Genomic DNA, 23138 nt, shown 5'->3' on the forward strand with positions numbered 1-23138 from the left:
GCCATCATACATCACCAAAAACGGCACGCCAACGACTGGAAGCCCGCAGCCTTCCAGTCGCTTTCTTTTTAATCAATTTGCAGTATCAGTGAGATAGCGGCGAATGGCGCGCAGTACAGCATCCGGTTTTTCCGCATGCACCCAGTGCCCGGCACCGGCAATCACGTGGGCGCGAGCCTGCGGGAATTGGGTCAGCAGCGTGTCGCGGTACGCGTCGGTAACGTAAGGCGAGTTTCCACCGCGAATAAAGAGGGTAGGGTGTGGCCAGGCCGGGACGGTTTCCCAGCCCACGATGTTATTGTACTGCTCCCAGAGTACCGGCACGTTAAAACGCCATTGGCCGTCAACAAACGACTTCAGCAGGAACTGCACGACGCCTTCTTCATCAAGATGCTCACGCATGACGGCAGCCGCCTGTTGGCGCGTCGCGACACCCGCTTTTGTGACCGCATTAATGGCGGCAAAAATCTCGTCGTGACGGCGGACGTCATAATCCACGGGCGCGACGTCAATCACCACCAGGCCGCTAATACGGTCCGGGGCCAGTGCCGTCAGGGCCATCACCGCTTTGCCACCCATTGAATGCCCGATGAGGGTCACCTTTTGCAGGTCGTGGGCATCCAGCGTATCCAGCAGATCCTGCGCCATCGCCGCGTAGGTCATCTCGTCGGAACGCCCGGAAAGACCATGATTGCGCATATCGACCTGTAAAATATCGTGGTCGGTAACCAGATCGCGCGCCAGCACGCCCAGGTTATCCAGACTGCCAAAAAGCCCGTGAACCAGTACGATGGGAGAATTATTGTTCGGCGATTGTGCAGTTTGCGCTCGGGTATTCAATTTCATGGCAAAGTTCTTTTTTTACGTATGTCAGGTTAGGGTATCATGTTGACCATTCTGCCGCCCGGCTGCAAGGTTCCAGTTTAATCTGACTTTTGCGGCCAACCTGGTTTGACGCTATCCGCTGTTGGGATTTGACCTTATAATCCCAATGACTTGTATTCAGATAAGATATCGCACTGGATTAAGATGAAAACAATCGAAGTTGATGACGAACTCTATCAGTATATTGCCAGCCAGACGCGGCATATCGGGGAGAGCGCGTCCGACATTTTACGGCGCATGCTTAAAATTTCCGCCGCTTCACAGCCTGCTACCCCAGTCACCAAAGATGTCGTGTCTCAGCCGAGCGTTGTTGCACAAGCAAAACCTGCCGTGACGCCGGCAAAAGATAAAGTGCGCGCGATGCGCGAGCTGCTGCTCTCCGATGAATACGCGGAGCAGAAAAAGGCGGTTAACCGCTTTATGCTGGTGCTGTCTACACTTTACTCACTGGATAACAAAGCGTTTGCTGAAGCGACCGAGTCGCTTCACGGCCGTACTCGCGTCTACTTCGCGGGCGACGAGCAGACGCTGCTGCAAAATGGCAATCAAACCAAACCCAAACATGTTCCTGGCACCCCGTACTGGGTGATCACCAATACCAATACGGGCCGCAAGTGCAGCATGATTGAACACATCATGCAGTCCATGCAGTTCCCGGCGGAATTGATTGAAAAGGTTTGCGGTACAATTTAACCCTTGCATCAGAAGGACCCGGTAATGGCAAATCACAGCCGTGCAGGCCAACCTGCACAACAAAGCGATTTGATTAACGTCGCTCAGCTGACCGCGCAGTATTACGTGCTGAAACCGGTCGTGGGCAACGCAGAACACGCAGTGAAGTTTGGTACATCTGGTCACCGCGGCAGCGCGGCGCGCCACAGCTTTAACGAACCGCACATTCTGGCCATTGCTCAGGCCATTGCGGAAGAGCGCGCTAAAAACGGCGTTACCGGTCCGTGCTATGTGGGGAAAGATACCCATGCCCTGTCTGAACCGGCGTTCATCTCTGTTGTGGAAGTGCTGGCGGCAAACGGCGTCGATGTGATTGTTCAGGAGAACAATGGCTTCACCCCGACGCCTGCGGTCTCTAACGCCATCCTGGTGCACAACAAAAAAGGTGGCGCGCTGGCGGACGGTATCGTTATCACGCCATCCCACAATCCGCCGGAAGACGGTGGTATCAAATACAACCCGCCTAACGGTGGCCCGGCCGACACTAACGTCACCAAAGTGGTGGAAGATCGTGCGAACGCGCTGCTGGCTGACGGTCTGAAAGGCGTGAAGCGTATTTCTCTGGATGCTGCCATGGCGTCCGGTCACGTGAAAGAGCAGGATCTGGTTCAGCCGTTCGTGGAAGGGCTGGCGGATATCGTCGATATGGCGGCCATCCAGAAAGCCGGCCTGAAGCTGGGCGTGGATCCGCTGGGCGGCTCCGGTATCGAATACTGGAAACGTATCGCCGAGCACTACAAGCTGGATCTGACCATCGTGAACGATCACGTCGATCAGACCTTCCGCTTTATGCACCTGGATAAAGACGGCGCGATCCGTATGGACTGCTCCTCCGAGTGCGCGATGGCGGGCCTGCTGGCGCTGCGTGATAAATTCGATCTGGCGTTTGCTAATGATCCGGATTATGACCGTCACGGTATCGTCACGCCTGCCGGGCTGATGAACCCGAACCACTATCTGGCTGTTGCAATTAACTATCTGTTCCAGCACCGCCCGCAGTGGGGCAAAGAGGTGGCCGTCGGTAAAACGCTGGTTTCCTCCGCGATGATCGACCGCGTGGTCGAGGCGCTGGGCCGCAAGCTGGTGGAAGTGCCGGTCGGCTTCAAATGGTTCGTTGACGGTCTGCACGACGGCAGCTTCGGCTTCGGCGGTGAAGAAAGCGCGGGCGCATCTTTCCTGCGTTTCGACGGCACGCCATGGTCAACCGATAAAGACGGCATCATCATGTGCCTGCTGGCGGCGGAGATCACCGCGGTCACCGGTAAGAACCCGCAGGAACACTACAACGACCTGGCGGCACGCTTTGGTGCACCAAGCTATAACCGTATTCAGGCTAGCGCGACGTCAGCTCAGAAAGCGGCCCTGTCCAAACTATCTCCGGAGATGGTCAGCGCAAGCACCCTGGCAGGCGATCCGATCACCGCGCGTCTGACGGCGGCACCGGGCAACGGCGCATCCATTGGTGGTCTGAAAGTGATGACTGAGAACGGCTGGTTCGCCGCGCGTCCGTCCGGTACGGAAGATGCGTATAAAATCTATTGCGAAAGCTTCCTCGGCGCTGAGCACCGTCAGCAGATTGAGAAAGAAGCGGTAGAGATTGTCAGCGAAGTGCTGAAAAACGCGTAAGTGCGGTATGGGTGCGGGCTGATGCCCTCACCCCGGCCCTCTCCCACAGGGAGAGGGAGAAAACACTAAAAACGGCAACCCCTGGGTTGCCGTTTTGCTTTTACCTAACTATGTTTGTTCTTCAATTCAAACCGCGGTGACACCAGACCGTACAGCGTCCAGCCCATAAAGGTCACCATTGCCCCGTAGAGCATCGCTTCCTGGCCGGATGAGTAGAGCGCATAAAAGCTGTAGATTGCCCCAATCAGCGCCACGATATTGGCCGCACGCGCTTTGCGTGGATCCACCTTCGCCACCTTCTGAATGATCACCAGCGCTGCCATCGACAGGATATACGGAATGATGTTCGTCACCACCGCCAGGTTGACCAGCACGTTGAACTGGCTGTTCAGCGACGGGCTAATGGTCATCAGCGACAATCCGCTCTGGAAGATGACAATCGCCAGCATGCCCTGCACCGGCGCATCCGCTTTGGTCACGCGGGAGAAGATTTTTGGGAAGTAACCTTCATCAGCCGAGGATTTAAAGACCTGTGCGATGGTGAACTGCCAGCCGAGGAGTGAACCGCAGCAGGACATCACCATCAGCCCCATGATCACTTTCCCGACCTCAGGCGTGAACATCTGCGCGAAGGCCAGACCGAACGGCGCCGTAGAGTTTGCCAGATCCATGTTTGGCACAATCCCGGCAATCACGTTAGTCGAGACGATATAGATCACCGCCGCGCCCAGCGTGCCGCCGAGGACCGCAATCGGCACGTTCTTTTCCGGATTCTCTACCACTTCCGCGTTCGCACAGGCGGATTCCAGACCCAGGAAGGCCCAGAGCGTCATGGCGATAGAAGAGCCGACCGCGGTAAAGAACGGCACGTGGTGCGGGTTCCAGGAGTTGGCGTAGAGTGTCGGGCTGAACCAGAACCAGCCGATGATGCACAGGCCGACAACCGGGATAATCACGCCCCAGACGGTGATGCTGGAGAGCTGCCCGGTGATGCGCGCGCCGCCAAAGTTAGCTACGGTACAGATCCACAGCACCCCGATGGTCGCCAGCCCTATTTGCACCGGGCTGAGCGTCGCGCCAAACAGCTCCGTACCGTAACCCACGGCGGAGATGGCAATCGCCACGTTGGCGATCAGCAGCGACACCCCGTAGGTATAGTTGGCCATAAAGTTGCCCGACTTGCCGAAGGCGTATTCGGCGTAGCCCCCCATCCCGCCTGACTTACGGCTGAACATTCCGCACTTGGCGAACGCCCATGCCAGCGCCATTGAACCGACTGCCGTCACCAGCCAGGAGATGATGGAGATGGTGCCCACCTCTGCCAGTTTGGTGGGCAGCATGATAATCCCGGAGCCCATCATGTTCACCATGGTGAGGATGGTCAGCTGCACCACGCCCATCTTGTTGGACTTACTCATAATTTCTCTCCTTTCAGCAGCGCGGGCTGAGCGGCGGGTTGTTTGATGACGTTACAGCGAACCTGTTTGCGACCCTCACACTCCTCGACGTACACACCCTGCAGCTCCGGCGCGAAGCCCGGCAGCAGGTTGATGCCTTCTTCCAGCGCGGCAAAGTAGCGCAGCACGGAACCGCCCCAGACTTCCCCTGGGACCACGCACAGCACCCCCGGTGGATAAGGAAGGGCGCCTTCGGCGGCGATGCGGCCTTCCGCATCGCGCAGAGAGACCAGTTCAACCTCACCGCGCAGATAGGCGTAGTTTGCGTCCTGCGGGTTCATCATCACGCGCGGGAAGTGAGACTTGCGGAACATCTCTTTCTGCAGCTGTTTCACGTTGTGGCGGGCGTACAGGTCATGCATTTCCTGGCAGATCTGGCGCAGGGTGTAATCCGCGTAACGTTCCGGATGCTGTTTGCAGAGAGATGGCAGCACGTCTTTCAGCGGAACATCGCTCTCGAGCAGTTTTTCGAAGCGCACCAGCTGCGCCACCAGCTGCTGCAGTTTTCCCATATCTTCCGCAGGCGTGAGCAGGAACAGGATCGAGTTGAGATCGCATTTTTCCGGCACGATGCCGTTTTCACGCAGGAAGTTGGCGAGGATAGTGGCGGGCACGCCGAAGTCGTCATACTCCCCGGTGCGGGCGTTAATACCCGGCGTGGTCAGCAGGAGCTTGCACGGGTCGATAAAATACTGATGCTCAGCGTAGCCTTCAAAAGCGTGCCAGTTTTCACCCGGTACGAAGTGGAAGAAGCGCAGATCGGTCGCAATTTTCGCCGTGTCCCAGCTTTCCCACGGGAGGCCATCCACCGTTTCCGGCACGAAGGGGCGCAGATACCGGCAGTTCTCCAGAATCAGCTTGCGCGCTTCGATACCGTTCACCACGCAGTCCATCCACATGTTGCGGCCGCTCTGGCCTTCATGCATACGGGCATTAATGTCCAGCGCAGCGAACAGCGGATAAAACGGGCTGGTGGAGGCGTGCATCATAAAGGCATTATTCAGGCGCTTATGCGGGACATAGCGCTGTTGCCCTTTTATGTGGCTGTCTTTCTTATGGATTTGCGAGGTCTGCGAGAAGCCGGCCTGCTGTTTATGCACGGACTGGGTGACCAGGATCCCCGGATCGTTTTCGTTCAGCTCCAGCAGCAGCGGAGAGCAGTCGGCCATCATCGGAATAAACTGCTCGTAACCCACCCAGGCCGAGTCAAACAGGATGTAATCACACAGGTGTCCAATCTTATCCACCACCTGACGAGCGTTATAGATGGTGCCATCGTAGGTACCCAGCTGGATCACCGCCAGACGGAACGGACGCGCATCGCGTGCACGGCCAGGCGCCACCTCTGCCACCAGCTCGCGCAGATAATTTTCTTCAAAGCAGTGGGCGTCAATGCCGCCAATAAAGCCGTACGGGTTGCGCGCGGTTTCCAGATAGACCGGCGTTGCTCCCGCCTGGAGGAGGGCACCGTGATGGTTAGATTTGTGGTTGTTACGGTCGAACAGCACCAGGTCGCCCGGGGTGAGCAGGGCGTTAAGCACCACTTTGTTGGATGACGAGGTGCCATTCAGCACGAAGTAGGTCTTATCAGCATTAAAGACTTTTGCAGCATGCTGCTGGGCGATGCACGGTGCGCCTTCGTGGATCAGCAGATCGCCCATCGCCACGTCGGCGTTACACAGGTCGGAGCGGAAAAGCGTCTCACCAAAGAAATCGACAAACTGATTACCGGCTGGATGGCGGCGGAAGAACTGACCACCCTGATGCCCCGGGCAGTCAAACGCGCTATTGCCCTGCTTCACATAGTCGACAAGGGCGCGGAAAAACGGCGGGCGCAGCTGGGTTTCATACTTCTGGGCGGCCGCTTCCAGCTGGCGTCCATAAAAGTCGTTGCTGGTGTCTGAATACTCAAATACGCCATGAATGCGCGATAAATAGTCTGCCGGGATGAACTCTTCTTTGTGCGTCGCGACAAAAACAGGAATGCCAAAACCGGTGGCTTCTATTTCGTCCAGGATACCGCTGGCAATATCCGTGACCGCCAGAACAATGGCGGCAACATCAATATAATCAGAGGCGCGGACATCTACCAGTTCACGCTGGGTAGTAAAGCAATCCGGACATGCACGGCTGGCTGCGATTTTTAAACTTTTCATCTTTCTCTCTTTATTTTAGGTAATAAGCGTCCCTCGATTTCTTGCAAGAAAGAAATCGATAATTTACCGGAAAAAAAGCAAAGGGTGGCCGCTGATTAAAATCAGTGAATTGCTTTTTTGATGATTGAAATTCAGTCCGCCCGGTGCGGATGAGTCTGAATTAAAATGAATGAGCGCACGAGTTCACAGGCAATGGCCTGTAAAATAAGGTGTTTCAGGGTAACCTGTAAGCGAGTGCGCCAGAAGTCGAAGGACTACCGGGCATTAAAGAGATGAAAGTCAAAGCAGTTTCGGTGGGCAAACATCATGATATGTGTTGTCCGCCTTATATGGGGCATTAAGCGATTGTTGTTTTCCATGTTTCATTTTCCTTTCAGTAATTGAAAGCATGGTCATTTTATCCAGGGAAAGACGATTAACCGTGAGGTAGATCACCGTTAACCGATCAAATCAGAAATAAATATTCGTTTTAGATGAATATCGCAGATCAAAATTCTGATTTGTTGATGATGCGTTAACAGGTTGTGTTGTCAATGTTTTAAATGAGCGAAAATAGCCCGTAAAAATAATTTATGGGTTATTTGTGAAATATTGTCTGAGGGATTTCGTTTTTATTTAAAAATAAAATGAATAGTTATTCAAAGCATAAACCGATAACCGATACCGGTTTCAGTTAATAAATGGCGGGGGCGAGCGGGGTCAACTTCGAGTTTCTGACGAAGGTGTCCCATATATATGCGTAAATAATGACTATGTTCCACCGCGTTGGGCCCCCACACCTGACTTAACAGCTGGCGTTGGGTGAGTACCTTGCCGTGGTTGTTGAGCAGTACGGCGAGCAGGCGAAATTCTATTGGCGTCAGATGGATTTCTTCTTCACCGCGCACAATACGCCGCGCGGCCAGGTCAACCCGGATATCCCCAAACGTGTAGGTTGGGTCAGCTGGCGTGGTTGCGCTGTGGCGACGCAGCGCCACGCGAAGGCGAGCCTGAAGCTCGCCGATACCAAAAGGTTTAATCAGATAGTCATCCGCCCCGGCATCCAGCGCCGCGATTTTATCCGTCTCTTCAGTACGCGCGGAGAGCACGAGGATCGGCATCTGGCTCCACTGACGCACTTCCCGGATAAAATCGATGCCGTCGCCGTCCGGCAAACCAAGATCGAGGATCACCAGGTCCGGCTTGCGGGTGGCGGCTTCAATTAAACCCCGTTGAAGCGTGCCCGCATCATGAACGCGCAGACCATCCCCTTCCAGCGCAGCGCGCAGAAAACGGCTAATGGCGATCTCATCTTCAACAATCAGAACGTTGATCACAAATCCTCTGGTAATTCATTTAGTTCTGGCGGGGTTTCCAGAGGAAGTGTAACACAAAACCGCGCGCCGCCTTCGGGGCGATTCTCAGCGGAGATGGACCCGCCATGGACGTCAATGATCGCCTGGCAAATCGCCAGCCCCAGCCCCACGCCCGGAATGGCCGACTCCTTATTGCCGCGCGCGAATTTTTCGAAAATAGCCAACTCCTGCCCGGCGGGAATGCCGGGTCCGGTATCCCAGACGTCAAGGCGAAGCGTGCCGTCGTCTACCGTCGCATCCACGCCAATTCGCGCGCTGGCGCCCGCATATTTACCGGCATTTTCCAGCAGGTTGATCAGCACCCGTTCAAACAGCGGACCATCAACGTGAATTAAGGTCAGGGGCTCGGGCATGTTCAGCGCAATATGCCGCCCGCCCAGGCCGGGTTCGAGCATTTTCAGGGCGCTGCCCACCACCTCTTCAAGCGTGAGCCACTCTTTTTTGAGGTTAAAACCGCCTGACTGGATACGCGCCATATCGAGCAGGTTATTCACCAAACGCGTGGTATTCAGCACATGCTGGCGGATCTCGCTGGCCTGAAGGGCGTGTTTAGAGCCTTCCGCCGCCAGGTCCAGCGTCAGGATTTCTGACTGACCAAACAGGACGGTGAGCGGGGTTCGCAGATCGTGAGAGAGCGCCGCCAGCAGCGAGTTACGAATGCTTTCACGCTCGCTCGCCAGCCGGGCCTGCTCTTCGCTGGCGGTGAGGGCAAGCCGCTCCAGCGCGCTGGCAACCAGCAGCGTAAAGGTCTCCAGCAGCCGCTGCTGTTCAGGGATCATCAGCTGGCGCAGGTTTGAGGGCTCAACAATCACCAGCCCCTGATTTTTATCGGCGCTGCGCAGCGGCAGAATTTGGTAGGGCACACCGGGCAGGGTGTCGGTCCCTGCGCCCGCAGGTAACCCTTTATCAAAGCTCCAGCGCGCGATGGCTTCGTCCCAGGGCGTCATGCCTGAGGCCGACGTCAGCGGGCGCAGCTTGCCGTGTTCGTCCGGGAGCAAAATCAGGTTGCTGGCATGAAACGTCGAGCGAATGAACTGCTCGCTGGTCTGCACGATATCCAGCGGCGTGCGGCCCACCGCCAGCGATTTCGACATCTCATAGAGATGGCGCGTGCGCTGTTCGCGATAGCGGGCAATACGCGCCTGGTAGCGCACGCCCGCCGTCAGATTCCCGATCACCAGCCCGACGGTGAGCATTACCGCGAAGGTGAGGATGTACTGCACATCCGACACGGCGAGCGTCCCGCGGGGGGCAATAAAGAACAGATCGAAGCTGATGACGTTAATCACCGTCGCCAGTACCGACGGCCAGCGCCCGTAAAAGAGCGCCACCACCACTACGCCAAGCAGGTAGATCATCACCAGGTTGGCGGCATCAAATGCGATCAGCCACTGGCTGGCAATCACGGTAATCAGGGCGCAGAGCACGACGGCGACAAGACAGCCGCGCAGCTGAATGCGCCATTTATCGCTGAAGGCACGGCTGTCCGGCGCGCGGCTGGGTAACGGCGTGGGCTTATCATCCAGCGCCACGATCACCAGGTCCAGATCCGGTGCGCGGCGGGCCAGCTTGTCGGCAAACGATTCGCGGCTAAACCAGCGGCGATGCTGGCGACGGCCAATCACTATTTTTCCCAGATTGTGCTCGCGGGCGTAGCGCAGGATGGCTTTATCTTCCTGAGGGTCGGAAAGAGTGGCGGTTTCGGCACCCAGCTCCTGCGCCAGGCGAAGCGAACTCAATATCGCGCGGCGCTGGTTCTCGGGGAGCGCGTGCAGCTGCGGCGTTTCGACATACACCGCATGCCAGACGCTGCCAAATTTAGCCGCCAGGCGCGCGGCGGTGCGGACAAGCTTTTCATTGCCGCTGCCGTGCCCTACGCACAGCAGGATGGCATCTCGCGTATGCCAGACGCGCTCCTGGCCCTGCAGGTCGCGCCAGGCGCGCATCTGATCGTCGACGCGATCGGCAGTACGACGCAGGGCCAGCTCGCGCAGGGCAATCAGGTTGCCTTTACGGAAGAAATGTTCGATGGCGCGCTCGGCCTGGCCGGCGATATAGACTTTGCCTTCGTGCAGGCGCTGGCGCAAATCGTCAGGGGGCAGGTCAACCAGCACCACTTCATCGGCGGAATCAAAGAAGGGGTCGGGCACCGTCTCGCGCACCTGAATGCCGGTCACGCCGCTGACCACGTCGTTCAGGCTTTCGAGATGCTGAACGTTAACCGTCGTGAAAACGTCGATGCCGGCTTCAAGCAGCTCTTCAACATCCTGCCAGCGCTTTGGGTGGCGTGAGCCTGGCGCATTGCTGTGCGCCAGCTCGTCCATCAGGATAAGGGCGGGACGGCGGGCGAGGGCGGCATCAAGATCGAATTCGGTAACTAACCGACCGCGGTGGCTGATGCGGCGGGGCGGCTGGGTAGCCAGCCCCTTCAGCAGCGATGCCGTCTCTTTACGTCCGTGGGTTTCAACCACGCCAATCAAAATATCGAGCCCCTGCGCCCGAAGCCGCTGGGCTTCCGTCAGCATGGCGAAGGTTTTCCCGACGCCTGCGCAGGCGCCAAAGAAAATTTTCAGTTTGCCGCGATGGGCTTCAGCCGTCTGTTCAAGCAGCCTGTCCGGATCCGGGCGCATGGGCTCGTCGGTCATTTAGTTTTTCCTTAGCGCGTCCAGCGCCAGATTCAGCTCAACAATATTCACCACGGGCATGCCGATAAAGCTGACCAGCGGCTTTTGCGTGTGCTCCGCAACCAGCCGGCTAACCTGTTCGACGGTCAGCTGACGGGCCGCGGCGACGCGCGGGATTTGCCATGCCGCGGCTGCCGGCGTCAGGCTGTAGTCCAGCCCGCTGGCCGAGGCGGTCACCAGCTCTACGGGCACCTCACGGCTGGCCTGCGGATTAGCGGCACGCAGGGCTGCCACGCGCTCAGCAACGGCTTTGTCCAGCTCGGGGTTGCTGCCCGCAAGGTTACTGCCGCCGGATGCCATTGGATTATACGGGCTTTCGGCAGTGGCGGAAGGGCGTCCCTGGAAGTAACGGGCATCCGTAAAGTTCTGACCAATCAGGCGCGAACCGCGGCTTTCACCGTTTTGCATAATCAGCGAGCCGTTGGCCCGATCCTTAAACCACCACTGGCCCAGCGCGGTGGTCACCAGCGGGTACAGCCCGCCGGTAATGAGAGACAGCAGAATAAACAGAAGTATAGCGGGGCGTAACATCGTCATTTGATTCACCTTTTAAACCAGGCCGAACAGCGTCAACAGCAGGTCGATAACCTTGATACCGATGAAAGGCACCACCAGCCCGCCCAGGCCGTAAATCCACAGGTTGCGGCGCAGCATGGCGGCGGCCGTGAGCGGCTTATAGCTCACGCCTTTCAGCGCCAGCGGGATCAGGAAGACAATAATCAGGGCGTTAAAGATCACTGCGCTCAGAATGGCCGATGCCGGAGAGTGCAGGTGCATCACGTTCAACGCGTTTAATTGCGGGTAGGTCGCAGCAAACGCCGCCGGAATGATGGCGAAATATTTCGCCACGTCGTTGGCAATACTGAACGTGGTCAGCGACCCGCGCGTCATCAGCATCTGCTTGCCAATGTGCACCACTTCAATCAGCTTGGTCGGGTTTGAGTCGAGGTCGACCATGTTGCCCGCCTCTTTTGCCGCCTGGGTACCGGAGTTCATTGCCACCGCCACGTCGGCCTGCGCCAGGGCAGGGGCGTCGTTGGTGCCGTCGCCCGTCATCGCCACCAGACGGCCTTCCGCCTGATACTGACGAATCAGCGCCAGTTTTGCTTCCGGTGTGGCTTCAGAAAGAAAATCATCCACGCCCGCTTCGGCGGCAATTGCCGCAGCGGTAAGACGGTTATCCCCGGTGATCATCACCGTTTTGATCCCCATTTTACGCAGCTGGGCAAAGCGCTCCTTGATGCCGCCTTTGACGATATCCTTCAGGGCAATCACTCCCAGCACGTGTGCCCCTTCGGCCACCACCAGCGGCGTCGCCCCCTGACGGGCCACGCTTTCGACCAGGCTGTCCACTTCCGGCGGGAAGTGGCCGTTGTTGGCCTCAATGTGGCGACGGATGGCGTCAACAGAGCCTTTACGGATCATGCGATCCTGAATGTTAATGCCGCTCATGCGGGTTTGCGCCGTGAAGGGCACGAAAGTAGCGTGCAGGCTCTGAACGTCGCGCTGGCGCAGGTTAAAGCGCTGCTTGGCGAGGATCACGATACTGCGGCCTTCCGGGGTTTCATCTGCAAGCGAAGAGAGCTGCGCGGCATCCGCCAGCGTTTTTTCATCCACGCCCGGGGCGGGCAGGAAATCTGACGCCTGGCGGTTACCGAGGGTAATGGTCCCGGTTTTATCCAGCAGTAAGACGTCCACGTCACCGGCGGCTTCAACCGCACGCCCGCTGGTGGCAATGACGTTGGCACCGAGCATACGGCTCATGCCGGCTACGCCGATGGCTGACAGCAGGCCACCAATGGTGGTGGGGATCAGGCAGACCAGCAGCGCCACCAGCACCGTGATGGTGACCGCGGTGCCGCCATAGGCGGAGAACGGCCACAGGGTCGCGGTTGCCAGCAGGAAGACGATGGTCAGGGCCACCAGCAGGATGGTCAGGGCGATCTCGTTCGGTGTTTTACGGCGCTGGGCGCCTTCCACCATGGCGATCATCCGGTCGAGGAAGGTTTCCCCCGGGTTAACGCTACACTGGATCACCAGCCAGTCGGAGAGAATGCGCGTCCCGCCCGTCACGGAGGCGAAATCGCCGCCGGACTCACGGATAACCGGCGCGGACTCCCCGGTAATGGCGCTTTCATCCACCGAGGCGCCCCCTTCGATGACTTCACCGTCGCAAGGGATAATGTCACCGGCTTCCACCAGCACCACATCGCCTTTGCGCAGTTCATCCGCCGGAACGTGGTCCATCTGCGCGCCGTATTTCGGTTCACGCAGCTTGCGCGCGAAGGCGGTTTTCTTCACCCCTTTCAGGCTGTTGGCCTGGGCTTTACTCCGGCCTTCCGCCAGCGCTTCCGCAAAGTTGGCGAACAGCACGGTAAACCACAGCCACAGGCTGATGGCGCCGGTAAACATCGCATTTCCCGGCATGTGGCCCGTTCCCATGGCAATCGCCAGGGCGGTGGTCAGGACGCTTCCCGCCCAGACAATAAACATCACCGGGTTGTGCCACTGCACGCGCGGGCTCAGCTTTTTCACCGCATCCATGAGCGCCTGGCGAACTAATGACGGTTCGAACAGGGCCAGTTGTTTACGACTCATGACAATTTCTCCGCAAAATCAGCGTAAAGAGAGGTATTCCGCGACCGGGCCTAACGCGAGGGCGGGGATAAAGGTCAGGGCGCCGACCAGTAACACGGTACCCGTCAGCAGGCCGATAAACAGCGCGCCGTGGGTCGGTAATGTCCCGGTGGTGGTCGGTTGGATTTTTTTATTCACCAGCGATCCGGCAATCGCCAACACCGGCACAATGATCCCAAAGCGACCCACAAACATGCAGAACGCCAGCAGGCAGTTCCAGAACGGTGAGTTGGCGCTTAAGCCCGCAAAGGCGCTGCCGTTGTTGTTGGCGGCAGAGGAGACGGCATACAGCACTTCGCTAAAACCGTGAATGCCGGGGTTAAAGATGCCGCTGCGTCCGGCCTCGGTCATCAGCGCCAGCGCGGTGCCGAGCAGCACAAGCGCAGGGGTGACCAGAATCGCCAGCGCGGTTAATTTCATCTCGCGAACGTCGATTTTTTTACCGAGGTATTCCGGAGTGCGGCCAATCATCAAACCGGCAATAAACACCGCCAGCAGCACGAACAGCAGCATGCCGTAAAGACCCGAGCCCACGCCGCCAAAGACGACTTCGCCAATCTGCATCAGCCACATCGGGATCATGCCACCCAGCGCCGTAAAAGAATCATGCATGGCGTTAACTGCCCCGCACGAGGCCGCCGTGGTGACTACCGCATACAGGCTGCTGGCGAGAATGCCAAAGCGGCTCTCTTTACCTTCCATGTTGATATTGCTGTTGGCCCCTAGCTGCATGAAATGGCTGTTGCCGTTCCATTCAGCCCACATCACCAGCGCCACGCAGACCACAAAGATCAGCGACATCGTCCAGAGCAGGGTGCGGCCCTGACGTCGATCGTTAACCACGTCACCAAAGGCGAAGCAGAGCGCGGCGGGGATCAGGAAAATCGCCAGCATCTGCACAAAATTGGTTAGTGCGGTAGGGTTTTCAAACGGATGCGACGAGTTGGCGTTGAAGAAGCCACCTCCGTTCGTCCCGAGCATTTTGATGGCTTCCTGTGACGCTACTGGCCCCATCGGCAGGAGCTGTTTTGCACCTTCCAGCGAGGTATAGGGCGCGTAAGGCATCAGGTTTTGCAGGGTGCCCTGCTGGATAAAGAACAGCGCGATCAGCAGCGCAATTGGCAGCAGGATCCACAGCGTAATGCGGGTCAGATCCACCCACGCGTTACCCAGGGTACTGATTTTCTGACGCGCAAACGCACGCGTCAGCGCGAAGATCACGGCGATACCGCTGGCGGCAGAGAGGAAGTTTTGCACGGTTAACCCGACCATCTGGCTGAAATAGCTCAGCGTGGTTTCACCGGCGTAGGACTGCCAGTTGGTGTTAGTGACAAAGCTCACCGCCGTGTTTAGCGCAAGATGCCAGGACAGGCCCGGTAACTGTTGCGGATTCAGCGGCAGGATGCCCTGCAACATCAGCATGGCAAAAAGCGCAATGAGCCCAACGATATTCAGCAGCAGAATGGCGATCAGATACTGACGCCAGTTCATCTCCCGATCGTCTATTCCCAGCACGCGCCAGATCCCTTTTTCAACGCTTCCCGTGCCGGGCAAAGGGACGTTGTTGATCAATCGTGCCAGTCCCGATCCCAGTGGCCTTGCCAGAATGAACAGTACCACTAAGAAGCTGGCAATAAGCAGAAACGCCTGAGCAGCCATCAGAAGGCCTCCGCATTAATCAGGGCATAGACCAGATAACCCAATAACAGGAACACCAGCACGATGCCGGCAATAAGACCTGCACTCACAATCCACCTCCAGGTGACTTTCGTTGTTGTACTAACGGTAGGATTTCCGGCGCAAAGATTTCGCAAAAATGGGGAGGGTGGGTGTAAAAAAAGTATAAAAATGGCAAAGCCCACAATTTAACTATTGATAAGTAAACTGTTAACTTTTTTGTAACTTAATTACGGCGTGAATGTAAATATTCACTAAATGGGCAAAAATAAGTGGTCGGATGAGTAGTAAAATTACAAACAAAGCGATATTATTTTAGCCAGGTCACAGATTTTGAATTTTCCGGATGACGTTTCCGGCCAACTATAGGGGAGAAAATATGGATCTTTATAAAGAGTATCCGGCTCATATCGTGTTCTTGCGCCGCGCTTTCGCCGTAGTGGCTGGCGTGCTGGCTCTGCCGGTGATGCTGTTCTGGAAAGATCGCGCACGTTTTTACAGCTATCTGCACCGCGTCTGGGCGAAAACCAGCGAGAAGCCGGTGTGGATGGATCAGGCCGAGAAAGCGACCTGCGATTTCTACTGATACTAAGACTACACATAGCAATAAAAAAACCGCCACATTACTGTTGGCGGTTTTTTTGTCCCTCGGGATTCGCGGTCCGTTGGGTGGTCTTGCAGCCCCTACCCGGGATTTTTATCATACCCTCCTGTAAGCAGATGGCAATCCCTCGAAGCCTTTATAAATTCCTAATTTTATTTGAGTATCTTACCTTCGCAGCGGATGTTAATTATGATGCTGCGTCCCTTTCCGCCATCTCGCAAATGGGCATCGGTCCTGGGAAAGGTGTATTTACAGCCGTAAAGCAGCCCGCCTACCCGGGCTTGTGTCCACCGACTTATCACCGGTGGTGAACGGTGGAGCGGTTAGCAGCAGGGACCGCATAATGAAACGCTATTTTTGCATCGCGTTCATTGTCGCCAGCGTACTCGTTGTAAAGAGCGATGAACCTAATGGGTTTGTCGCGTTAACCACGATAGCGCAGGACAAGTAGCGCTAAGGCCGCCTCGGGCGGCCTTTTTTATTTCATCCCGTCTACACTTCATGGCAAAGTAGTTCAATGCATGCTTTTTCCTTTTACGGCATGCCCTTACGGACATAATGGATAATTGCCTGGAGTTTTATGCCCACCCATCTGGTTTGGTTTCGCGCGGACCTGCGCGTACATGACAACATCGCCCTTGCGGCAGCCTGCCGCGCCAAAGACGCTAACGTACTGGCCCTGTTTATGGCCACGCCCGAGCAGTGGCGGCAGCACGATATGGCCCCCCGGCAGGCGGCCTTGCTCCGGGCATATCTGAACGATCTGCAGCACTCGCTCGCTGGAAAAGGCATACCGCTTCTCTATAAAGAGGTGAGTGATTTTGCCGCACAGCTTCAGACGGTGCAGGAGATATGTAAGCAGCACAACGTCACGCATCTTTTTTACAACTATCAGTACGAATTCAACGAACAGCAGCGCGACCGTCAGCTGGAGAAGATGCTGGAAGGGGTGGTCTGTGAAGGGTTTGATGACAGCGTGATGCTGGCACCGGGCAGCGTGATGACCGGCAACCACGAGATGTATAAAGTTTTTACGCCGTTCAAAAATGCCTTTATCAAACGTCTGAAAGAGGCGCTGCCGGAGTGCGTTGCCGCGCCTGCCGTACGAGGCGAAGCCATAAAGGATCTGCCTGAGCTGACGTTTGATTACCCTCAGCAGCCGTTTGATGAAACGCTGTTCCCCGCCGATGAGAAAGCGGCCATCGCCCAACTGCGCCAGTTCTGCAAGCAGGACGCGGGATATTACGACGCGCGTCGGGATTTTCCCGCCATCGAGGGCACCAGCCGCCTGTCGGCCTGTCTGGCGCTGGGCGCGATCTCACCGCGCCAGTGTTTGCATCGTCTGCTGGCGGAGCAGCCGCAGGCGTTGGAGGGCGGCGCAGGGTCCGTCTGGCTGAATGAACTCATCTGGCGCGAGTTCTACCGCCATCTGATGACGTATCACCCTGATTTATGTAAACATCGGCCCTTCATTGGCTGGACCGATAACGTAAAGTGGCAATCGAATGATAAGCAGCTGAAAGCCTGGCAAGCAGGGCTGACGGGTTACCCGATAGTCGATGCCGCCATGCGTCAGCTTAATGAGACGGGGTGGATGCATAACCGCCTGCGGATGATTACCGCCAGCTTTCTGGTGAAGGATCTGCTTATCGACTGGCGTATCGGAGAGCGCTATTTTATCTCTCAGCTGATCGATGGCGATCTCGCGGCGAATAACGGCGGCTGGCAGTGGGCAGCCTCTACCGGCACCGATGCCGCGCCCTATTTCCGGATTTTCAATCCGACCACGCAGGGGCAAAAATTTGATGCGGACGGCGAGTTTATCCGCCGCTGGGTTCCTGAACTTAACGCTATACCTGCTAAAGCGATCCACGAACCGTGGGCATGGGCGGATAAACAGCGTGTAAAGCTGGATTACCCTCGTCCGATTGTCGACCATAAACAGGCGCGTGTCGCCACGCTGGCGGCGTACGAAGCTGCCCGCAAAGCATAAGAGAGTGATGATGAAAAACAGCGAACTGGAAAGCCTGATTAACGAAAAACTGAACAGTACCTCCTTCAGCGATTACGGCCCGAACGGGCTCCAGGTTGAAGGCCGTGAGACGGTGCAAAAAATTATCACCGGCGTGACGGCAAGCCAGGCGCTGCTGGACGAGGCCGTTCGTCAGAACGCCGACGCGGTGATTGTTCATCACGGTTACTTCTGGAAAAACGAATCGCCGATTATTCGCGGGATGAAGCGCAATCGCCTGAAAACGCTGCTGGCTAATGACATCAACCTGTACGGTTACCACCTGCCGCTGGATGCGCACCCGGAGCTCGGCAACAACGTCCAGCTGGCGCAGCTACTGGGAATTACCGTGATGGGGGAAATTGAGCCGCTGGTGCCGTGGGGCGAGCTGGCGATGCCGGTACCTGGACTGGAGCTGGCATCGTGGATTGAAGCGCGCCTGGGCCGTCGTCCGCTGTGGAGCGGTGATACCGGTCCGGATACGGTGAAGCGTGTCGCATGGTGTACCGGCGGCGGTCAGGGCTTTATCGACAGCGCCGCGCGTTTCGGCGTCGATGCTTTTATCACCGGCGAAGTTTCCGAGCAGACCATTCATTCGGCGCGTGAACAGGGGCTGCATTTTTACGCGGCTGGCCATCACGCCACCGAGCGCGGCGGCATTCGTGCCCTCAGCGAGTGGCTGACGGAAAATACCGATCTGGATGTGACCTTTATTGATATCCCTAACCCAGCCTGACGAGAGGTAGTTAAGTGCAGCGAGCGCGTTGTTATCTTCTGGGTGAAACCGCCGTGGTTCTGGAGCTTGAACCACCGGTGACGCTTGCCACGCAAAAGCGTATCTGGCGGCTGACCCAGCGTCTGGCCGAACTACCGGAGGTGGTTGAAGCCATTCCGGGGATGAATAACATCACCGTGGTGCTGCGTAGCCCGCATACCCTGGCGCTGGATGCCATTGAGCGTTTGCAGCGCTGGTGGGAAGAGAGCGAGGCGCTGGAGCCGGAATCGCGCGCCATTGAGATCCCGGTCGTTTATGGCGGTACGGGTGGGCCGGATCTTGGCGTGGTGGCAGATCACTGCGGATTAACAGAAAAGCAGGTTGTTGAGCTGCACAGCTCGGTTGACTACGTGGTCTGGTTCCTGGGGTTTCAGCCCGGGTTCCCGTATCTGGGCGGATTATCTCCCCGGCTGCATACGCCACGCCGTGCCGAGCCGCGCCTGAGCGTGCCGGCGGGAACGGTGGCTATCGGCGGCGAGCAGACCGGCATTTATCCGCTGACATCGCCCGGCGGCTGGCAGCTTATTGGGCATACCGCTACACCGTTATTTGAACCCGGGCTGGAGACGCCAATACTCCTGCGTCCCGGCGATACCCTTCGCTTTATCCCGCAGAAGGAGGGGGTATGTTAACGCTTATTCGCGCCGGGCTTTACACCTCCGTACAGGATGCCGGGCGCTTTGGTCTGCGCCAGTCGGGCGTGAGCTACTGCGGTGCGCTTGACCGTCCTTCGCTGGAGATTGCCAACCTGCTTGTGGGCAACCCAGGCAGCACGGCGGCGCTAGAAATTACGCTGGGTCAGTGTGTGATTGAGTTTGGTCAGGAGACCTGGTTTGCCTTAACCGGCGCAGGGTGTGATGCGACGCTGGATGGCAAAGCGGTGTGGACCGGCTGGCGGCTGCGGGCGAAAGCCGGGCAGCGCCTGACGCTAAAACGTCCGCTGCACGGCGTGCGTAGCTATCTCGCGGTGGCTGGCGGCATCGACGTGCCGGAGGTATTGGGTTCATCCAGTACCGATCAAAAAGCCGGGATCGGCGGTCACGAAGGACGTTTGTTGCGCGACGGCGATCGGCTGGCAATCAAAGACTCCGCGCGCCATTTCTCGACCACGCAGGGCGTAAAACAGCTGCTGTGGGGAAACCAGATCCGTGCCTTACCGGGGCCGGAATATCATGAGTTTGACGAGGCTTCTAAAGAGTCCTTCTGGCGCGCGCCGTGGAAGATCAGCCCGCAGAGTAACCGCATGGGCTACCGCCTGCAGGGTCAGCCGCTGACCCGCACGACGGAGCGGGAACTGCTCTCCCACGGTTTATTGCCGGGGGTTATTCAGGTGCCGGGGAACGGTCAGCCCATCGTGTTAATGAACGACGCGCAAACTACCGGCGGTTACCCGCGCATTGCCTGCATCATTGAAGCGGATCGCTACCATCTGGCGCAAATTCCCCTCGGTCAGCCGATTCACTTCGTGCAGTGTTCGCTGGAGGAGGCGCTGAAAGCGCGGCAGGATCAGCAGCGTTATCTCGAACAGCTGGCGTGGAGGCTTGATGGTAAAGATTGATTTGAACGCCGATCTGGGGGAGGGAAGCAGCGCTGATGCGGAACTGATGACCCTGGTTACCTCGGTCAATATCGCCTGCGGCTTTCACGCGGGGGATGCGCAAACCATGCTGGAGAGCGTGCGTAATGCCATTAAAAACGGCGTCGCGATTGGGGCTCACCCCAGCTTTCCCGATCGGGAAAACTTTGGCCGTACGGCGATGGATCTGCCGCCGGATACGGTCTACGCGCAGGTGCTCTACCAGATCGGCGCGCTGGAGGCGATGGTGCGCGCCCAGAACGGCGTGATGCGCCACGTGAAGCCGCACGGCATGCTTTACAACCAGGCGGCGAAAGATGCGGATCTGGCGGACGCCATTGCCCGCGCGGTGTGGGACTGTAATCCGCAGCTGATTCTGGTAGGCCTTGCGGGAAGCGAGCTGATTCGCGCCGGACAACGGCTGGGGCTGACCACGCGTCAGGAAGTGTTTGCCGATCGTGGATACCTGCCGGACGGCAGCCTGGTTCCGCGGACGCAGGCCGGGGCGCTGATTACCGATGAAGGCAAATCGTTGGCGCAGACGCTGGAGATGGTGCGCGCCGGGCGGGTGACCGCCGTGGATGGAACACCGGCAAACGTTCAGGCCGATACGGTATGTTTACACGGCGATGGCGAGCATGCGCTCCAGTTCGCGCGCCGCTTGCGGGCAGCGTTCTCTGAAGAGGGCATCCTCGTCAGCGCCGAATAATGACGATAAGGACACAAAAATGCCTGAAGGTCCGGAGATCCGCCGCGCGGCGGATAGCCTGGAGGCGGCGATAAAGGGCAAACCCCTGACGGATGTCTGGTTTGCTTTTCCTCAACTGAAACCGTTTGAATCACAGCTGGTGGGCCAGACGGTGACCCATATTGAAACGCGCGGCAAGGCCTTGCTCACGCACTTTTCCCATAACCTGACGTTATATAGCCATAACCAGCTTTACGGCGTCTGGCGCGTGGTGGAGGCGGACGAGCTGCCGCAAACCACCCGCGTGCTGCGCGTCAGGCTGCAAACGGCGGATAAAGCGATCCTGCTCTATAGCGCGTCGGATATCGAAATGTTAACGCCGGAGCAGCTGCTGACGCACCCGTTTCTGCAGCGGGTCGGGCCGGACGTGCTGGACATGCGCCTGACGGCAAGCGACGTGAAGGCCCGGCTGTTATCACCTAAATTCCGGAACCGACAGTTTTCCGGTCTGTTCCTCGACCAGGCCTTTCTGGCCGGGCTGGGTAACTACCTGCGGGTAGAGATCCTCTGGGAAGTCGGGCTGGCGCCGCAGCATAAAGCGTCTCAGCTGAGCGATGAACAGCTGGAGGCGTTATCCCACGCGCTGCTGGATATTCCGCGGCTGTCGTACAACACGCGCGGCGTGGTGGATGAGAACACGCATCATGGGGCGCTGTTCCGGTTCAAGGTGTTTCATCGGGCGGGGAAAAAGTGCGAGCGATGCGGCGGGATTATCGACAGGATTATGCTCTCTTCCAGACCTTTTTACTGGTGTCCACACTGTCAAAAATAAAAAAGCCGGGCGGCGGCTCCGCCTTACCCGGCCTACATTTTTGCCAGCAATAAAAGTAAAACGGTAACCCATGGGTTACCGTTTCTAAGGTTTTCACCCTCTCCCTGTGGGAGAGGGCCGGGGTGAGGGCATCAGGCCGCACACAACTTCTGTTAGCGCTTAATATCAGACTTAAAATCACGCTGCTCGTAGCCGGTATACAGCTGACGAGGACGGGCGATTTTCATGCCTTCGCTGTGCATTTCGTTCCAGTGCGCAATCCAGCCTACGGTACGGGCCATGGCGAAGATCACGGTGAACATGGAAGACGGAATGCCCATCGCTTTCAGAATAATGCCAGAGTAGAAATCGACGTTCGGGTAGAGTTTCTTCTCGATGAAGTACGGGTCGTTCAGCGCGATGTGTTCCAGCTCCATCGCCACTTCCAGCAGGTCATCTTTGGTACCCAGCTCTTTCAGCACTTCGTGGCAGGTCTCACGCATGACGGTGGCGCGCGGGTCATAGTTTTTGTAAACACGGTGACCGAAGCCCATCAGGCGGAAGGAGTCATTCTTGTCTTTCGCACGACGCACGAACTCAGGAATGTGCTCAACGGTGCTGATCTCTTCCAGCATCTTCAGTGCCGCTTCGTTCGCGCCACCGTGCGCCGGTCCCCACAGGGAGGCGATGCCCGCAGCGATACAGGCGAACGGGTTCGCCCCTGAAGAGCCCGCGGTACGGACGGTAGAAGTAGAGGCGTTTTGTTCGTGGTCAGCGTGCAGGATCAGAATACGGTCCATCGCGCGTTCCAGCACCGGGTTCACTTCGTACTCTTCGCACGGCGTGGAGAACATCATGCGCAGGAAGTTACCCGCGTAGGAGAGGTCGTTGCGCGGATACACAAACGGCTGGCCGATGGAGTATTTGTAGCACATCGCCGCCATGGTAGGCATTTTGGACAGCAGGCGGAACGCCGCGATATCGCGGTGACGCGGGTTATTCACGTCAAGGGAGTCGTGGTAGAACGCCGCCAGCGCACCAGTGATACCGCACATCACCGCCATCGGGTGAGAGTCACGACGGAACGCATGGAACAGACGGGTAATCTGCTCATGGATCATGGTGTGACGGGTCACGGTGGTTTTGAATTCATCGTACTGTGCCTGCGTCGGTTTTTCGCCGTTCAGCAGGATGTAGCACACTTCCAGATAGTTGGATTCGGTGGCTAACTGATCGATGGGGAAGCCGCGATGGAGCAGGATACCTTCGTCACCGTCAATGTAGGTGATTTTGGATTCGCAAGATGCGGTAGAGGTAAATCCAGGGTCAAAGGTGAATACACCTTTAGAGCCCAGCGTACGGATATCAATAACATCCTGACCGAGCGTGCCTTTTAGCACATCCAGTTCAATAGCAGTGTCACCATTTAGGGTGAGCGTTGCCTTTGTATCAGCCATTTACGGT

General features: G+C 57.4%; 20 protein-coding genes. 9 read left to right on the forward strand and 11 right to left on the reverse strand.

Annotation, left to right across the window (positions count from 1 at the left end; translation table 11 throughout):
* Positions 1-72 precede the first annotated feature (72 nt).
* On the reverse strand, positions 73-846 hold the full coding sequence (ybfF, locus tag EnteroDNA1_RS20145) for an esterase (RefSeq protein WP_069303821.1): 774 nt from the start codon (positions 844-846) through the stop codon (positions 73-75).
* Positions 847-1029: 183 nt separating this feature from the next.
* Here ybfF and seqA point away from each other — a divergent pair, with 183 nt between their 5' ends.
* Complete coding sequence (gene seqA / locus EnteroDNA1_RS20150) at positions 1030-1578, forward strand: replication initiation negative regulator SeqA (RefSeq protein WP_008501070.1); 549 nt, start codon at positions 1030-1032, stop codon at positions 1576-1578.
* Positions 1579-1602: 24 nt separating this feature from the next.
* Positions 1603-3243 carry a phosphoglucomutase (alpha-D-glucose-1,6-bisphosphate-dependent) gene (gene pgm / locus EnteroDNA1_RS20155; RefSeq protein ID WP_032649535.1) on the forward strand — a complete coding sequence of 547 codons (1641 nt, stop codon included), beginning with the start codon at positions 1603-1605 and terminating at the stop codon, positions 3241-3243.
* A 104-nt stretch (positions 3244-3347) separates the two neighbouring features.
* Here the strand turns inward: pgm and potE are convergent, their stop codons facing one another.
* From potE to kdpF, 9 genes are all read right to left on the reverse strand, one after another.
* Positions 3348-4661 (reverse strand): putrescine-ornithine antiporter, encoded by a 1314-nt coding sequence (potE, locus tag EnteroDNA1_RS20160; RefSeq protein WP_014831099.1) that lies wholly within the window; start codon positions 4659-4661, stop codon positions 3348-3350.
* Positions 4658-6856, reverse strand: coding sequence for an ornithine decarboxylase SpeF (gene speF, locus EnteroDNA1_RS20165; RefSeq protein WP_069303822.1), 2199 nt, complete (start codon positions 6854-6856; stop codon positions 4658-4660). Before speF ends, potE begins: the two co-directional genes overlap by 4 nt.
* Before the next feature lie 254 nt (positions 6857-7110).
* Positions 7111-7215, reverse strand: coding sequence for a leader peptide SpeFL (speFL, locus tag EnteroDNA1_RS22220; RefSeq protein ID WP_003858645.1), 105 nt, complete (start codon positions 7213-7215; stop codon positions 7111-7113).
* Positions 7216-7494: 279 nt separating this feature from the next.
* Positions 7495-8172 (reverse strand): two-component system response regulator KdpE, encoded by a 678-nt coding sequence (gene kdpE / locus EnteroDNA1_RS20170; RefSeq protein WP_008501074.1) that lies wholly within the window; start codon positions 8170-8172, stop codon positions 7495-7497.
* Positions 8169-10856 carry a two-component system sensor histidine kinase KdpD gene (kdpD, locus tag EnteroDNA1_RS20175; protein ID WP_047061355.1) on the reverse strand — a complete coding sequence of 896 codons (2688 nt, stop codon included), beginning with the start codon at positions 10854-10856 and terminating at the stop codon, positions 8169-8171. The genes kdpE and kdpD overlap by 4 nt, the downstream gene beginning before the upstream one ends.
* A complete protein-coding gene (kdpC, locus tag EnteroDNA1_RS20180; RefSeq protein ID WP_064673652.1) occupies positions 10857-11432 on the reverse strand; it encodes a potassium-transporting ATPase subunit KdpC in 576 nt (191 codons plus the stop codon).
* A 12-nt stretch (positions 11433-11444) separates the two neighbouring features.
* The gene (kdpB, locus tag EnteroDNA1_RS20185) at positions 11445-13493 is read right to left on the reverse strand and encodes a potassium-transporting ATPase subunit KdpB (RefSeq protein WP_023310779.1); all 2049 of its coding nucleotides are present in this window, start codon (positions 13491-13493) and stop codon (positions 11445-11447) included.
* 18 nt (positions 13494-13511) lie between these two features.
* A complete protein-coding gene (gene kdpA / locus EnteroDNA1_RS20190; RefSeq protein WP_047061357.1) occupies positions 13512-15191 on the reverse strand; it encodes a potassium-transporting ATPase subunit KdpA in 1680 nt (559 codons plus the stop codon).
* Positions 15191-15280, reverse strand: a complete 90-nt coding sequence (gene kdpF, locus EnteroDNA1_RS20195; RefSeq protein WP_014069365.1) for a K(+)-transporting ATPase subunit F — start codon at positions 15278-15280, stop codon at positions 15191-15193. Before kdpF ends, kdpA begins: the two co-directional genes overlap by 1 nt.
* Before the next feature lie 308 nt (positions 15281-15588).
* Here kdpF and EnteroDNA1_RS20200 point away from each other — a divergent pair, with 308 nt between their 5' ends.
* From EnteroDNA1_RS20200 to nei, 7 genes are all read left to right on the forward strand, one after another.
* Positions 15589-15795, forward strand: coding sequence for a YbfA family protein (locus EnteroDNA1_RS20200; RefSeq protein ID WP_023310781.1), 207 nt, complete (start codon positions 15589-15591; stop codon positions 15793-15795).
* Between the two features lie 598 nt (positions 15796-16393).
* Positions 16394-17806, forward strand: coding sequence for a deoxyribodipyrimidine photo-lyase (gene phrB / locus EnteroDNA1_RS20205; protein ID WP_069303823.1), 1413 nt, complete (start codon positions 16394-16396; stop codon positions 17804-17806).
* 10 nt (positions 17807-17816) lie between these two features.
* A complete protein-coding gene (locus EnteroDNA1_RS20210; protein ID WP_023310783.1) occupies positions 17817-18560 on the forward strand; it encodes a type 2 GTP cyclohydrolase I in 744 nt (247 codons plus the stop codon).
* 14 nt (positions 18561-18574) lie between these two features.
* Positions 18575-19231, forward strand: coding sequence for a 5-oxoprolinase subunit PxpB (gene pxpB / locus EnteroDNA1_RS20215; RefSeq protein ID WP_069303824.1), 657 nt, complete (start codon positions 18575-18577; stop codon positions 19229-19231).
* The gene (gene pxpC / locus EnteroDNA1_RS20220) at positions 19225-20157 is read left to right on the forward strand and encodes a 5-oxoprolinase subunit PxpC (RefSeq protein WP_069303825.1); all 933 of its coding nucleotides are present in this window, start codon (positions 19225-19227) and stop codon (positions 20155-20157) included. The genes pxpB and pxpC overlap by 7 nt, the downstream gene beginning before the upstream one ends.
* A complete protein-coding gene (gene pxpA / locus EnteroDNA1_RS20225) occupies positions 20144-20884 on the forward strand; it encodes a 5-oxoprolinase subunit PxpA (protein ID WP_069303826.1) in 741 nt (246 codons plus the stop codon). Before pxpC ends, pxpA begins: the two co-directional genes overlap by 14 nt.
* 19 nt (positions 20885-20903) lie before the next feature.
* Positions 20904-21695 carry an endonuclease VIII gene (gene nei / locus EnteroDNA1_RS20230; protein ID WP_069303827.1) on the forward strand — a complete coding sequence of 264 codons (792 nt, stop codon included), beginning with the start codon at positions 20904-20906 and terminating at the stop codon, positions 21693-21695.
* 152 nt (positions 21696-21847) lie between these two features.
* Here nei and EnteroDNA1_RS20235 read toward each other — a convergent pair whose 3' ends face one another.
* Positions 21848-23131: a citrate synthase gene (locus EnteroDNA1_RS20235; RefSeq protein WP_023334930.1), complete on the reverse strand. Its 1284-nt coding sequence runs from the start codon at positions 23129-23131 to the stop codon at positions 21848-21850.
* Positions 23132-23138 lie beyond the last annotated feature (7 nt).

The organism is Enterobacter sp. HK169 (genome assembly GCF_001719105.1).
Lineage (GTDB): Bacteria > Pseudomonadota > Gammaproteobacteria > Enterobacterales > Enterobacteriaceae > Enterobacter > Enterobacter asburiae_B.